Genomic DNA, 14,622 nt, shown 5'->3' on the forward strand with positions numbered 1-14,622 from the left:
ACACGATCAAGTGGACCACGCTGCCGTGGGAAGCGAACGAAGCGTATAAGCTGCGGCGCGCGGTGTTCTGCATCGAGCAAGGGATTTTTATCGGCGATGACCGCGATGAAATCGATGAGCGCGCGCAACTGATTGTGGCGGTGAGTTGTATCGGCGGGATGCCTGAGCAGGTCGTTGGTACGGTGCGCATTCACGAGGATGAACCGGGCGTGTGGGCCGGCTCACGGCTCGCGGTGCATGCCGCGTTTCGGCGGCATGGAAAGCTTGGCGCAACGCTGATCAAGCTTGCAGTGAGCAGCGCGCATGCGCTTGGCTGCACAACTTTCCTCGCGCATGTGCAGAGCCAAAACGCGGCATTGTTTCATGCGCTGCACTGGACCACGCTCTCCGAAGAACTCATGCATGGCCGGCCGCATCATCTGATGCAGGCGGATCTTGCGTTCTACCCGCCTTGCATGACGCCGCAAAGCGGCTTCATGACGCAGTATTCGCCCGCACGGAGCACGTCATGACAGTGACGGACCTCGTCGCTGCGCTAAGGGAAACGCGCGGCTTTCGCCACAAGACGGATATTGCAGGCGTGATGTCGTCGCTTGCCCGGTATGTCCCGAGTAACGACTCGAGCGACTCGGTCGCCATGGGCGACGACTGCGCGGCCATTGCCGACGGGGACTCTCACTTGCTCTTCGCCATCGAAGGCTTGGTCAGCGACTTCGTGCGCGACATGCCCTGGTTCGCGGGCTATAGCAGCGTGATGGTCAACGTCAGCGACATCTACGCAATGGGCGGCCGCCCGATCGCTGTTGTCGACGCCCTCTGGAGCAACGGCTTGCATGCGGCTGACGATGTGCTTGCGGGCATGGCGGCGGCATCGTCCGTATACGGCGTGCCGATCGTCGGCGGTCATAGCAATACGCGCAGCGATCAGGCCCAACTTGCAGTGGCCATTCTTGGGCGCGCAAACAAACTGCTGTCCAGTTTCAATGCTCGTCCTGGCGACCGCCTGATGATGGCGGTCGATTTGCGTGGCGCGTTTGAAGATCCGTATCCGTTCTGGAATGCGTCGGTTGGCGCACCCGCCGCACGCTTGCGCGCCGACCTCGAATTACTGCCTATGCTCGCCGAAAGCGGTCTTTGCGACGCCGCCAAGGACATCAGCATGGCCGGCGCACTCGGCACCGCGCTGATGCTGCTCGAATGCTCAAGCATGGGTGCAAGCATTGATCTTTCGCGTCTGCCCTCGCCGCCCGGACACGATCGGCTGCGCTGGTTAAGCGCGTTCCCCAGCTTTGGCTTCGTGATGTCCGTGCGCGAAGAACACGCGGCCCAGGTAGAGCGGTTGTTCGTTGAACGTGAACTGGCATGTGCGGTGATCGGTACGGTCGACGCGTCGCGCAAAGTGGTGCTGCACGAAGGCAGCGAATCGGCCGAGCTTTGGAACTTCAACGATGACGCGTTCATCGTCGGAAGATAAGGGAGCCGGACATGGCACACACGGCGATGCGGATTGCCCTCACCACGCACTCGGTCAATCCGCGCGGCGGCGTGGTGCATGCACTCGAACTCGCGAGCGCGCTGGTTGACGAAGGCCACGAGGTGACCCTTTTCGCGCCGGCCGCAGCCGGAGAAACGCTCTTCAGGGAGCCGCCATGCCGCGTGATTCTTGCCACTATCGAAGGTTCGCAGCAAAACACGGTCGCCCTCGTCGACGCGCGGCTGCGCGCGCTCAAAGCCAGCGTCAAAGCCTGCGATCCTCGAAGCTTCGACGTGCTGCACGCACAGGACAGCATCAGTGGGAACGCGCTTGCCGAGCTAACGGCGGAAGGTGAGATAGCAGGTTTTGTGCGGACAGTGCATCATCTGGATCACTTTGACAACCCGCGCCTCGCCGCGTGGCAAAGGCGTGCATGGCGCGACGCGGACCGTGTGCTGTGTGTGAGTGAAGTGTGGACGCGCGAGATGCGCGATACCCACGGCATCGAAGCGGCGACTGTGTCAAACGGCGTCGATCTGAAACGCTATTCGACGCAGCGTACGCTTCACGATGAAAGATTGCGGCAGCGCCTTGGTATCGATGGCACCGGGCCGATCGTGCTTGCAGTCGGTGGTATTGAAGCACGCAAGAACACACTGGGCCTGCTCGAAGCATTTGCCGAACTGGTCGAACATCATCCCCGTGCGCGTCTGGTGATCGCGGGCGGTGCAAGCCTGCTCGATCACGACGCTTACGCGCGTGCCGTCATGGAACGCGTGGCCGAGTACGGCCTCTCGGAAGCGGTAACCATCACCGGCCCGCTCGACGACGCCGACATGCCGGCACTTTTTCGTTGCGCCGATGTCCTCGCCATGGTTTCTCTGCGCGAAGGATTCGGCCTCGTCGTGCTCGAAGCGCTTGCATGCGGCACGCCAGTCGTGGCCTCGAACATTGCACCGTTTACCGAATATCTGGACAACGCACTGTGCTGCTGGGCCACGCCCACCGATCCCGCCTCAATAGCTTCTGCGCTCGAAAACGTGATCGACGGCCGTCATCGAACCGATTTCAATCACGCCGTGCCCGCGCTGCTCGATCGCATGAGCTGGCAAACATCGGCACGAAAACATCTCGACATTTATAGCGCCTTGCTTGCAAGCCGCTCTCTTCCAACATTTTAGGAACCCGTCATGCCGGTCATGCATTTTCGAATCCAGTGGCCCGATAACAGCGAAGCAAATTGTTATTCGCCCTCGCAAGTGGTCAGCGATTTCTTTACGCCTGGAGAAGATTATCCCGTCGATGACTTCGTCTCGCGCGCCCGTGAAGCGTTGAATATTGCCTCCGAACGCGTGCGCGAAAAGTACGGCTTTGCATGCTCGGCGGCGATGGACCAGCTAGCGAAGATTGAAGTGGAAGCCGAACGATTTATCGGAGAGCCGGACGCGAAGGTCAAGGTCATCGCGCTCGTCTGAGCGCCACTCTTTTCGAAAGGACGAATCATGTCGACAACATCGGGCAACACAACGCACGCCAGCGTGATCGTGGTAGGCGGCGGTCAGGCGGGATTGTCGGTTAGCTACTACCTGAAGCAAGCAGGGATCGACCATCTCGTGCTGGAAAAAAACACCGTCACGCATACATGGCGCACACAACGCTGGGACGCGTTCTGCCTCGTCACGCCCAACTGGCAATGCGCGCTGCCCGGCTACCCTTATACGGGCGACGATCCGAACGGTTTCATGAGAAAGGACGAAATCATCGAGTATCTCGATGGCTTCATTAGAACCGTCAATGCCCCCGTGATCGAGCACGTGGAAGTGCAGCGGGTTGCGCGTAACAGTGAAGGCGGTTTCAGTGTGTCCACGAGCCAGGGGCACTTCACGGCAGACCAGGTCGTGGTCGCATCGGGCGGTTATCACATGCCTATCGTGCCGCGCATGGCTGAACGCTTGCCGCGCTCCATTAATCAGATCCAGTCGTCGGAATATCGCAACCCGCAGGCTTTGCCCGAGGGCGCGGTGCTGGTCGTCGGGTCGGGGCAATCGGGCGCGCAGATCGCGGAAGACCTGCATCTGGCCGGACGCAAGGTGATCCTTGCAGTCGGCGAGGCGCCACGTTGTGCGCGCTTTTATCGCGGCCGCGATGTCGTCGACTGGCTCGCCGACATGAAGTATTACGACATGCCTGTCGATCAGCATCCGCTGCGCGAAGGTGTCCGCGACAATACCAATCACTATGTGACCGGCCGTGATGGCGGCCGCGATATTGATCTGCGCAAGTTTGCGGCCGAAGGCATGGAACTGTACGGCCGGCTTCAGGATCTGCAAGACGGCGTACTGCATTTCGCGCCCAACCTGACCGAGAATCTCGACAGCGCTGACAAGACCTTCAACGGCATCAACGCGGGCATCGATGCGTACATCGAAAAAAATGGAATTGATGCTCCGCCGGGATCGCGCTACGAACCCATGTGGTCGCCCGCGGAAGAACGCAGCACGCTCGATCTGCAAGCGAGCAGAATAGGGTCGATCGTGTGGTGTATTGGCTTCACGCCGGACTTCAGTTGGCTCGATGCCCCCATTTTCAACGGCCGCGGTTATCCTGCGCACACGCGTGGCCTGACGCCGCTGGACGGGCTCTACTTTGTCGGCTTGCCGTGGTTGCACACATGGGGATCGGGCCGCTTCTCGGGCGTCGCGCGAGACGCTGCGCATGTTGTGGAGAAGATCAATGCTTGCCGGGAAGCTAAAGCCCTGACGCGCGACGAAGCGACCGTCTAAACAAAACCGGCGCATCAAGCGCCGGTTCGTTGTGACACTGCCACAGACCTCAAGCCGCCTTCACGACCTTGTCACCTGCACGATGGATTGGATGCGGTTCCTTCAACTGGTTCGCAATCCGGGTGGCATCGAAGTAAGCACCGTTTGGCGGACGCTTCAAATATTGCCCCGCGCCTCGCACTGCGCGCAGGTCGCCGTCTGCCCATGCATGCGCGCCACGCGTGAGCGTATGAGTCGCCACGCCCTGCACGGTCATGCCTTCGAACACGTTGAAATCCACCTTCTGGTGATGGGTCTTGACCGAGATCGTTCTGGTCGCGGCCGGGTCCCACACAACGAGGTCGGCATCCGCTCCCACCTGGACCGCGCCCTTGCGCGGGAACAGATTAAAAATCTGTGCGGCATTGGTGGAGGTCACGCGCACGAACTCATTCGGGGTCAACCGTCCTTTATTCACGCCATGGTGCCAGAGGATCGACATGCGATCTTCCACCCCGCCGCAACCGTTGGGGATGCGCGTGAAGTCCTCGCGGCCCATGGCTTTCTGCGATGCGCAAAATACGCAGTGGTCAGTGGCTGTGGTGTGCAGTTGTCCGGATTGCAAACCACGCCACAACGCCTCCCGATGCTCGCTGGTACGGAAAGGCGGGCTCATCACGTGCGCAGCGGCCCTCGTCCAGTCAGGGTCGCTATAGACCGATTCATCGATCACCAGGTGCCCCGGCAAGACTTCAGCAAACACGCGCTGACCTTCGCTGCGTGCACGCGTGATGACATCGACAGCATCTTTCGACGACACATGCACAATATAGATAGGCACGCCCAGCACCTGCGCAATCCTGATCGCGCGATTCGCCGCTTCGCCTTCCACTTCAGGCGGTCGCGACAACGGATGCGCTTCCGGCCCAGTGAAACCTTTCGCGAGCAATTGCTTTTGAAGCTGGAACACGAGCTCGCCATTTTCGGCATGTACGGTGGGCAGTGCGCCCAATTCCAATGATCGCGCGAAGCTGTTCACGAGGACTTCATCGTCGGCCATGATGGCGTTTTTATACGCCATGAAGTGCTTGAAACTGGACACGCCATGATCATGCACGAGCGTGCCCATGTCGCGGTACACCGACTCGTCCCACCACGTCACCGCCACATGAAAACCGTAGTCGGCCGATGCCTTCTCCGCCCAGCCGCGCCACTCGTGAAACGCTTCCATCAGCGGCTGCTTCGGACTCGGAATCACGAAATCGATAATGCTTGTCGTGCCGCCCGACAAGCCCGCCGCCGTGCCCGTATAGAAGTCATCGCTCGCCGTGGTGCCCATGAACGGCAACTCCATGTGCGTATGCGGATCGATACCGCCGGGCATCACATACTGGCCCGACGCATCGATCGTTTCAGTCCCCGCAGGAACCTCGAGATCGAGGCCGATCTGCAGGATCGTGCCACCGTCCTTCGGGTCGGCGCACAACACGTCCGCTCGATAGGTACGGTCCGCGTCAATCACCGTGCCGCCGCGAATCAGGATCGTCATCTTGCTTGTCTCCCAAGAGAAATCAGGCGCTGGCAATTCGCGCCGTCGGGCGCTTGCCCATCTTCATCCATGCGCCATAAACAATCGATGCGAGCGCGAGGCCCACGAACCATGCATAGGTGTAAAGCGTGTTGAAGAATGCGGGTACGTTCGGAAACGCAGCAGGAAATGCTGTATGCAGGAAGCCGGGCAAGTTGGGCAATACGCCCACGAGCAACGCGACCACCGCAGCCATGTTCCAGCCACCCGTATAGCTGTATTCGCCATTCTCATTAAAGAGTTCGCGCGTATTCAGGCGCGTGCCGCGGATCAGGAAGTAGTCGACCATGAGAATGCCCGCCACGGGTCCGAGTAGCGCCGAGTAACCCACGAGCCATGTAAAAATGTAGCCTTGCGTGGTCGCCAGGATCTTCCACGGCATCATCACAATAGCGATGAACGCCGTAATCATCCCGCCCACGCGATAAGAAATTCCCTTCGGCCAAAGGCTCGAAAAGTCATAAGCCGGACCCACGAGGTTAGCGGCAAGATTACAGCTCATGGTGTCGAGCGTCAGGATCACAAGCGCCACACCTACGCCAATGCCCGTCATGCGGCTGGTCAAGTCGATAGGATCCCAGATCGCCTTGCCGTAGATCACCACGGTTGCCGAGGTCACCACGACCGAGATCACGGACAGCAGCGCCATGGGCGCCGGCAGGCCGATCGATTGCCCGATGATCTGGTCCTTCTGCGAACGCGCAAAGCGCGTGAAGTCCGGAATGTTCAACGCGAGCGTGGCCCAGAACCCGACCATGGCTGTCAGACCCGGCCAGAAGGTTGCCCAGAACAAACCTTCTTTCTTGCCGCCGGCCACGAACTGCGAAGGCTGTGCGAGCATCGCACCGACACCGCCCGCCTTCGACGTCGCCCACCAGACGAGCGCGAGGCACATGATGATCTTGATCGGCGCGGACCAGCTTTCAAGGAAACGGATGGAGTCGGTACCGCGCAAGATGAAATAGACCTGGATCAGCCAGAAAAACAGGAAACACGCGAGCTGCCCGAGCGAGATATCGAGGAAGGGTAACGGTGCGCCATGCGTCGTATTACCGGCGAGAATATTGATCAACGTATAGATCGCACTGCCGCCGAGCCAGGTCTGGATGCCATACCATCCGCACGCCACCACCGCGCGCAGCAACGCGGGCAGCCTTGCGCCTTTCGTACCGAACGACGAGCGCACCAGCACTGCGTAGGGAATGCCATGCTTTGCGCCGGCATGCCCGACCAGCAGCATGGGCACGAGCACGATCATGTTACCGAGCAGCACGGTCAGCACCGCCTGCCACGGCGACATGCCCTCCTCAGTGAGCCCGGCCGCGAGCATGTACGACGCAATATTCATCACCATGCCGACCCACAGCGCGGCAAAGTGATACCACTTCCACGTCCGTTGCGCGGCCGTGGTTGGCGCCAGGTCGTCGTTATATAGACTGCTGCTGGCGCCGGCCGCGAACTGCGGGTCGACAGAATGCGCTGGCTGCTTCATCAGGTTGATCTCCTCAGATCGTTGCGGTCCGCGCCCGCGGATCAAGCTGTATGTCAGGCTGTGATTCCAGGTCGGGCGTCGAACGCCGGGGGACTTTTATCGTTAGCGTTTGCTACGGGTTTTCAACTCTAGGCGGCCTTCACGCTTTCTTCAACGTCGGCGTCCACGCGTGCGGGATTGTTCGGATGGGTCGTCCAGTTCGCATATTCACCGGCATCCACGCGTTCCATCGTGATGCATTGCTCGACCGGACACACATGCATGCATAAATTGCACCCGACGCATTCCGAATCGATGACTTCAAAATGCCGCTTGCCGTCCTTCTCGCGCATGATCGCCTGATGCGCCGTATCTTCGCAAGCGATATGGCAAAGCCCGCACTCAATACACTTATCCTGATCGATACGCGCCTTGATGTCGTACTTCAGATTCAAGTACTTCCAGTCAGTCACGTTCTGTACGGCCCGTCCGCGGATATCGTCGAGCGTGGCGTAGCCTTTTTCATCCATCCAGTTCGAGAGACCGTCCGCGAGGTCAGAGACAATGCGAAAGCCATAGTGCATGGCCGCCGTGCAGACTTGCACGTTGCCTGCGCCCAGCACCATGAACTCGGCCGCATCGCGCCATGACGAAATGCCGCCGATTCCGGAGATCGGCAAACCAGGCGTTTCCACGTCCCGCGCAATCTCCGCGACCATGTTCAGTGCGATCGGTTTGACTGCCGGGCCGCAGTATCCCCCATGCGTCCCCTTGCCGTCGACTGTCGGCATCGGCGCCATGAGATCCAGGTCGACCGCGACAATCGAATTGATGGTGTTGATCAGCGAGACCGCGTCCGCACCGCCTTTGTAAGCCGCGCGCGAACCGGTGCGGATGTCGCTGATATTCGGCGTCAGCTTGACGATGCACGGCAGCTTCGTGCCTTCCTTCACCCAGCGCGTGACCATCTCAACGTATTCGGGCACCTGGCCGACCGCCGCACCCATGCCGCGTTCGCTCATGCCGTGCGGGCAACCGAAATTCAGTTCGACGCCATCGGCGCCGGTGTCCTCCACCAGCGGCAAGATCCATTTCCAGTCGCGTTCGTTGCACGGCACCATCAGCGAGACGATCAGCGCGCGGTCCGGCCAGTCGCGCTTGACCTCGGTGATTTCTTTCAGGTTGATGTCGAGTGGACGATCAGTGATCAGTTCAATATTGTTCAGTCCTGCGATGCGCTGGCCATTCCATTGCACCGCGCCATAACGTGAGCTCACATTCACCACATGCGGATCGAGGCCCAGCGTTTTCCATACAACGCCGCCCCAACCCGCTTCGAAGGCACGATTGACGTTGTAGGCTTTATCGGTGGGCGGTGCGGATGCGAGCCAAAAAGGATTCGGCGATTTGATACCGGCAAACGTATTGCGAAGATCGGCCATGAGCTGGCTCCCTTATTGTGGGATCGTGGATTTTTTATGCGGCCTTGATGGCCGTTGCCGCGAAGAACGCGTGGATGGACTCGGCCGCAATCTTGCCGTCCTGCACCGCCTGCACCGTCAGGTCGAGGCCGCCGGTCGCCGCGCAGTCACCGCCGGCCCAGACGGTGTCGAGCGATGTACGGCCACTCGAATCCACCGCGATACGGCTGCCGTCGAGCGTAAGCATGTCGCTCTCAAGACCGTCTGGCGCGAGGGTTTGCCCAATCGCCTTCAGCACCATGTCGGCTTCAATGACGTAGCGTTCGCCCTCGGGAGTTTCGAACTCAACGCCCGTAACCTGGCCGCCTGCGTCGGTTAAACGCACCGGCTTTGCATGCGTGATGATCGTCACGCCATTGGTCTGCGCGAATTCCCGTTCGGCCCACGTCGCGCCCATGTTCTCCACACCCCGGCGATATACCATCGTGACCGTTTCAGCACCCAGCTTGCGGCTTTGCACCGCTGCATCGATAGCCGTGTTGCCGCCGCCGATCACCACCACGCGACGCCCCACCGGCACGCTTGCGAGCGCATCCGCCTGACGCACCTGCTCGATGAAATCGACCGCGTTGTACACCCCTTGCAACGTCTCGCCTTCGAGTTCCAGCGCGCGCACACCGCCCAGACCGATGGCAAGGAACACGGCGTTATGCTGCTTTCGCAGATCACTCAGCGTCAGATCGCGGCCGAGCATCACGTCGTTCTTCACCTCAATACCCCCCACCGAGTACAGCCACTCCACTTCGCGTTGCGCGAAATCCTCGACCACCTTGTACGCCGCGATGCCATATTCATTCAGGCCGCCGGGCTTGGGCCGGGCGTCGAAGAGCGTGACCCGGTGGCCGTCGAGCGCCAGACGATGTGCACAGGCCAGCCCCGCTGGCCCCGCGCCAACCACTGCCACATGACGTCCGGTATCCGCCGCACGTTTGAAGAGCGGCTGGCCGCGTGCCATCGCCCAGTCGGTGGCGTGACGTTGCAACGCACCGATCTGGACTGCTTTGTCATCCTGATGATTTCTGACGCAGGCTCCCTCGCAAAGAATTTCAGTCGGGCACACGCGTGCGCATGCGCCGCCAAGGGGATTGGCCGACAAGATGTCCACGGCCGCGCCCTTCATGTTGCCGTTACTAATCTTGCGAATGAAGCTGGGAATATCTATTTTTGTGGGGCACGCGTTGATGCACGGCGCGTCGTAGCAGTAGTGGCAACGGCTCGACGCTGCAGCCGCCGCGGTGGCATTAAGCAAAGGCGCCACATCTGAAAACTGACACGACAATTGTTCTTGCGACAGCCGGCCCGATGCTATATCGCCAATGTGCTTCATGGTCATACACGTTCCTTTCGAAGTGAGGAAGCGAATGGTCTTGCGACTAAAACCAACTCGGACTCAACGTTAGCGCCCCGCGCGTTCGAGCATGGCGTGTAGCAGCACGTTTGCGCCCGCCTCGATCCACTCCTCCGAGGCATCCTCGATCTCGTTATGACTGATTCCGTCGACGCAAGGCACGAAGACCATCGACGTGGGCGCGACCCTCGAGAGGTAACACGCGTCGTGTCCTGCGCCCGAGACTATGTCCCGATGCGCATAACCAAAGCGTTCGGCGGCGGCGCGTACGGACTTCACGCACGCAGCGTCGAAAGCGATAGGCGCGTAATAGAAAATCTGTTCAAGCTGGGTTTCGAGCCCCGAAGCGCTCGCGATTTTCTCCACGCCCGCACGCAATGCGGCGTCCATTTTTGCGAGCACCGCGTCGTCGGGATGACGGAAATCGACAGTGAAAAACACCCTGCCAGGAATCACGTTGCGCGAGTTCGGATGCACTTGCATCATGCCGACCGTCGCGCACGCCAGCGGCGCATGATCGAGCCCAATGCGGTTAACCAGCTCGACCACCCGCGACGCGCCGAGCAACGCATCGCGACGACGCGGCATGGGCGTAGGACCCGCATGCGCTTCCTGCCCGGTCAGCGTGATCTCGTACCAGCGCTGCCCTTGCGCGTCCGTGACCACGCCAATCGTCATGTTCTCCGCTTCAAGAATCGGCCCTTGTTCGATGTGCAGTTCGAACGCCGCGTGCAGTTTGCGGCCGCCGCATGGCTCATCGCCGGCATAGCCAATGCGCTTGAGTTCCTCGCCGATCGTCTTGCCATCCATGTCCTTGCGGGACAACCCGTAGTCGAGTGTGAACTCGCCGGCGAACACGCCGGACGCGACCATGGCAGGCGCGAAACGCGAGCCTTCCTCGTTGGTCCAGATCACGACTTCCACCGGATGTTCGGTCTCAATGCCACGATCATTGAGCGAGCGAATCACTTCGATGCCGCCCAGAATGCCGTAGATGCCATCAAAGCGGCCGCCTGTGGGTTGCGAGTCCGCGTGCGAACCCGTCATGACCGGCGCGGCATCTGCATTGCGCCCGGCACGACGCATGAACACATTGCCCATCTGATCCACCTTGACCGTGCAACCCGCTTCCTTCGCCCAACTGACGATCAGGTCGCGACCCTCGCGATCGAGATCGGTGAGCGCCAACCGGCACACGCCACCCTTTGGTGTCGCGCCAATTTTCGCCATCGTCATGAGGCTGTCCCAGAGACGCTTGCCATTGACTCTGATCGACGTATCCAGCGCTGAATCCGTTACCGCGTCCATTTCGCGTTCTCCTTGCATATTGCTTGACTTAGGGTTTTGTCTAATACGAATCTGGTGCATTGGCGTCGGCTTTTGGGGAGCCGACGCACGGCAGCGGTGCAATGTTTGTCCATTCACGTTCGCCGTTTCATCACGGTGAATCGGCCACCCTTCACCGCCTTTCAAATCCTGTCCAACTGGACAGGTTGTAGCCGATTAATATTTGCAAATCAACGTCTTTCGAGGTTTCCGATTAGAGTAAAAGCATAGCGAGAAGCGTGCCATTGCAATGCAGCAGAGCCTTGGGAAAGTCGAACGGCTGGCTATGCAACGGTGGCGTCAAAGCGCATAGAATGAGGCGCGATCAAGATGGAGAAGGCGCACAGCGCCATGCAAGGACAACAATGAGAGATGACGAAGCGACAGCCGAGGCAACGAAAAACGACGTTGCGCCCGTTCCATTGCGGCGGCGCAAGGCACACATTCGTGAGACCAATGAAGCGCATCTTTTAGCGTGCGCGGAGGCCGTGTTTGCCGAGCGTGGACTCGAAGGCGCGAGTACCGCGATGATCGCGGAACGTGCAGGTCTGCCGAAAGCTAACCTGCATTATTACTTTCCGACCAAGCTGGCGCTTTATCGGCGCGTGCTTGAGGACTTGTTCGAAGACTGGCATCGTGCCGCCGATACCTTCGAGTCCAGCGATGACCCGGTCGAAGCAATCGGGGGGTACGTACGCACGAAAATGGAATTGTCGCGGCGTCGCCCGCTCGGCTCGAAGGTGTGGGCGAGCGAGATCATTCACGGCGCGGTGCACATGCAGGACATCTTGAACGAGCGCGTCAAGCCGTGGCTTGAAACGCGGGTGATCGTGATCGATGGTTGGATTGCGCGTGGCCTGCTCGCGCCTGTGGACGCGCAGACGCTGATGTTCATGATCTGGGCAACAACACAGCACTACGCGGATTTTGACGCGCAGATCCGGGCGTTGAAAGGCAAACGCGCGCTTTCGCAGAAAGCCTTCGATGCGTCGACCGAGGAAGTGGTCAAGCTCGTGATCCGGGCATGTGGCGCGAAGTCACCGAAGTAACCGCAGTTGTTTCGATGACCAAAAAAAACTCGCCAGCCGCTTTCGTGCGGGGGGCGAGTTTTTCATTTGGCGCGATACCCAAAAGAACAAACCGTCATTCAATCGGGTGTTGCGCCGAACCTGATCCGGTCAGGTCCACTTCAAACTTCTCAGCGTCGGCTCGGTCCGATTAGTGACCGAAGAACACCGAACCGGGAGCGTTTTGCGCCGGTGCAGCCGAGCTACGAACGCCCACTGCCGAGGTGCCGCTGGTCGAAGGACCATACGCCGTTGCTGCCTGACCGTTTTGTGCATCTACACGAGCCTGAGCGGCCTGGATGTTCGCCGGGTAGTTGACTTGGTCGCCGGCCGGGTTATACCCCGCCTTTTCCAGTTGAATCAGTTGCGCCTTGACTTCAGCACGCGTCAGCGGGCCGTTGGTGTCAGTGCTTTGCGCAAATGCGAACGTCGGAGCTGCCAATGCCGACACGATAACAACTGCGGGAATAAGTGACTTGAACATGGTGAAACCTCCGGTATTTTGTTTGTGGTCTCGAAACAATCTCAGGCCGATATAAGCGTTTGCTGATTTGTTTCGGATGTAAGAAGTCTATGCTTCGAAACCGTGAGGGAAAACCCTTATTTACGCGAAACATCATTGTTGAGATCGCAACAATCGAGCCGGAATGGCCGGCAAAGCGGAATTGAGGGGATGTATTCGGAATTTATTACTGAAATAGCGCGAGATACCCTTCCGAATGCGGAATCAACCTGCAATACAGCGAGCTGTAATGCGGTTTCCACAAGAATTCAACTGGACCCGGGGAGGGTCCAGCGCAAATGCCAGCACGAGTAACGGGTCTAGAAATGGCCCGTGAATTGATATCGATCGCCGGGATGCCAGAGGTTCGCCACCGACGCCACCGCGTCCCGCGACCACGTCCGCCGATGCAGCATGAGGCACGGCTCGCCCGCTTTCATCGAAAGCGCGAGGCAGGTGCTTTCATCGGGAAGCGCCGCTTCAATCCGATATTCAACGCGCTGCAAAGGCGCGGCGACCATCAGGTATTGATTCGGCGTGATCCTGGTGAAATCCTGACGCGCGTACTCCGGCGCGAGCGCGGGATTAACCCAGCGCTCTTCCAACTGGATCGGCAAATCGTTTTCAAAGTGCAGCACCCGCGAATGAAATACGGGGCTGCCCTCGGTGAGCTGCATCTCCAGCGCGAGACGTTCGTCGAGTATGGACGCGCCCAAGTGCATCACTTCTGCCCGATGCACGTGGCCGCGCCCCGTGATTTCGTCGGAGATGCTGCGAATTTCCACGAGCGTGGACGCGTATTTTGGCTGCGCCACGAACGTGCCGGCGCCCTGTACGCGTGTCAGGATCTGCTCGGCGGTCAGCTCGCGCAACGCGCGATTAACGGTCATGCGCGCGACTTTGAACTCGCGCGCCAGTTCGTTTTCGGAAGGCACCTGATCGCCTTCCTTCCACTCCCCCGCATGAATGCGCGTGAGAATGTGATCCTTGATTTCCTGATACGCGGGCGTGCTCATGCTGGGCGTGTAGCGTCCGGTTAAACGTGGGTTGATGTTTCCGAAGCAAACGCAAGCGGGCAATGTTTCGCGATCTCGCCGCTGACAACCTGCTTCGCGATCGCCTCGATATCCGGTGCGAAATAGTGATCCAGATCGTAATGCGCGACTTCCGAACGCAGCGTCTTCATGACTTCGGCGAGACGCGGGCTGGTTTGATGCGGTGCTCGCAAATCGACGCCTTGCGCGGCCGCCAGCAATTCGATGGCAAGAATGTTCGCCACGTTCTCGGCAATATCGCCCAGCTTGCGGGCGGCGAACGTTGCCATGGAAACGTGATCTTCCTGATTCGCCGATGTCGGCAGCGAGTCCACCGAAGCAGGATGCGCAAGCAGCTTGTTCTCCGATGCCAGCGCCGCCGCCGTCACGTGGGCGATCATGAAGCCCGAATTCACGCCGCCATCGCGTACGAGAAACGGTGGCAAACCTGAAAGCGTGGCGTCGATCAGCAACGCGATCCGGCGCTCGGCCAGCGCGCCGATTTCAGCGGCGGCGTTGGCGAGGTTATCGGCGGCGAATGCAACGGGTTCCGCGTGGAAATTGCCGCC

At 59.8% G+C, this 14,622-nt stretch carries 14 protein-coding genes; 6 read left to right on the plus strand and 8 right to left on the minus strand.

Annotated elements, in window-relative coordinates; genetic code table 11:
* Positions 1 to 5 precede the first annotated feature (5 nt).
* Genes JWR14_RS26420 through JWR14_RS26440 form a run of 5 tightly spaced genes read left to right on the plus strand, consistent with a single transcriptional unit; the run spans position 6 to position 4,257 of the window.
* Complete coding sequence (locus JWR14_RS26420) at positions 6 to 512, plus strand: MSMEG_0567/Sll0786 family nitrogen starvation N-acetyltransferase (protein ID WP_366144602.1); 507 nt, start codon at positions 6 to 8, stop codon at positions 510 to 512.
* Positions 509 to 1,474 carry a sll0787 family AIR synthase-like protein gene (locus tag JWR14_RS26425; RefSeq protein WP_299714455.1) on the plus strand — a complete coding sequence of 322 codons (966 nt, stop codon included), beginning with the start codon at positions 509 to 511 and terminating at the stop codon, positions 1,472 to 1,474. Before JWR14_RS26420 ends, JWR14_RS26425 begins: the two co-directional genes overlap by 4 nt.
* Before the next feature lie 11 nt (positions 1,475 to 1,485).
* Positions 1,486 to 2,655 carry an MSMEG_0565 family glycosyltransferase gene (locus JWR14_RS26430; protein ID WP_299714458.1) on the plus strand — a complete coding sequence of 390 codons (1,170 nt, stop codon included), beginning with the start codon at positions 1,486 to 1,488 and terminating at the stop codon, positions 2,653 to 2,655.
* A gap of 9 nt (positions 2,656 to 2,664) precedes the next feature.
* A complete protein-coding gene (locus tag JWR14_RS26435) occupies positions 2,665 to 2,949 on the plus strand; it encodes an MSMEG_0570 family nitrogen starvation response protein (RefSeq protein WP_299714461.1) in 285 nt (94 codons plus the stop codon).
* A 27-nt stretch (positions 2,950 to 2,976) separates the two neighbouring features.
* Positions 2,977 to 4,257 carry an MSMEG_0569 family flavin-dependent oxidoreductase gene (locus JWR14_RS26440; RefSeq protein ID WP_299714464.1) on the plus strand — a complete coding sequence of 427 codons (1,281 nt, stop codon included), beginning with the start codon at positions 2,977 to 2,979 and terminating at the stop codon, positions 4,255 to 4,257.
* A 49-nt stretch (positions 4,258 to 4,306) separates the two neighbouring features.
* Here JWR14_RS26440 and hydA read toward each other — a convergent pair whose 3' ends face one another.
* From hydA to JWR14_RS26465, 5 genes are all read right to left on the minus strand, one after another.
* Positions 4,307 to 5,785 (minus strand): dihydropyrimidinase, encoded by a 1,479-nt coding sequence (hydA, locus tag JWR14_RS26445; protein WP_299714467.1) that lies wholly within the window; start codon positions 5,783 to 5,785, stop codon positions 4,307 to 4,309.
* A gap of 22 nt (positions 5,786 to 5,807) precedes the next feature.
* A complete protein-coding gene (locus tag JWR14_RS26450; protein WP_299714470.1) occupies positions 5,808 to 7,316 on the minus strand; it encodes an NCS1 family nucleobase:cation symporter-1 in 1,509 nt (502 codons plus the stop codon).
* A 128-nt stretch (positions 7,317 to 7,444) separates the two neighbouring features.
* Positions 7,445 to 8,737, minus strand: a complete 1,293-nt coding sequence (gene preA / locus JWR14_RS26455) for an NAD-dependent dihydropyrimidine dehydrogenase subunit PreA (RefSeq protein WP_299714472.1) — start codon at positions 8,735 to 8,737, stop codon at positions 7,445 to 7,447.
* A 34-nt stretch (positions 8,738 to 8,771) separates the two neighbouring features.
* On the minus strand, positions 8,772 to 10,109 hold the full coding sequence (locus JWR14_RS26460; RefSeq protein ID WP_299714474.1) for an NAD(P)-dependent oxidoreductase: 1,338 nt from the start codon (positions 10,107 to 10,109) through the stop codon (positions 8,772 to 8,774).
* 63 nt (positions 10,110 to 10,172) lie between these two features.
* On the minus strand, positions 10,173 to 11,432 hold the full coding sequence (locus tag JWR14_RS26465; RefSeq protein ID WP_299714477.1) for a Zn-dependent hydrolase: 1,260 nt from the start codon (positions 11,430 to 11,432) through the stop codon (positions 10,173 to 10,175).
* Positions 11,433 to 11,815: 383 nt separating this feature from the next.
* Between JWR14_RS26465 and JWR14_RS26470 the strand changes: the two genes are divergently transcribed.
* Positions 11,816 to 12,499, plus strand: coding sequence for a TetR/AcrR family transcriptional regulator (locus JWR14_RS26470; RefSeq protein ID WP_299714478.1), 684 nt, complete (start codon positions 11,816 to 11,818; stop codon positions 12,497 to 12,499).
* A 169-nt stretch (positions 12,500 to 12,668) separates the two neighbouring features.
* Here the strand turns inward: JWR14_RS26470 and JWR14_RS26475 are convergent, their stop codons facing one another.
* The 3 genes from JWR14_RS26475 to JWR14_RS26485 form a co-directional block, all read right to left on the minus strand.
* A complete protein-coding gene (locus tag JWR14_RS26475) occupies positions 12,669 to 13,001 on the minus strand; it encodes a DUF4148 domain-containing protein (RefSeq protein ID WP_299714480.1) in 333 nt (110 codons plus the stop codon).
* A 338-nt stretch (positions 13,002 to 13,339) separates the two neighbouring features.
* Positions 13,340 to 14,035, minus strand: a complete 696-nt coding sequence (gene hutC, locus JWR14_RS26480) for a histidine utilization repressor (RefSeq protein ID WP_299714482.1) — start codon at positions 14,033 to 14,035, stop codon at positions 13,340 to 13,342.
* A 20-nt stretch (positions 14,036 to 14,055) separates the two neighbouring features.
* On the minus strand, positions 14,056 to 14,622 hold a 567-nt coding region (locus JWR14_RS26485; RefSeq protein ID WP_299714485.1), incomplete at its 5' end, for an aromatic amino acid lyase.

Source organism: Caballeronia sp., from assembly GCF_028292365.1.
Taxonomy (GTDB): domain Bacteria; phylum Pseudomonadota; class Gammaproteobacteria; order Burkholderiales; family Burkholderiaceae; genus Caballeronia.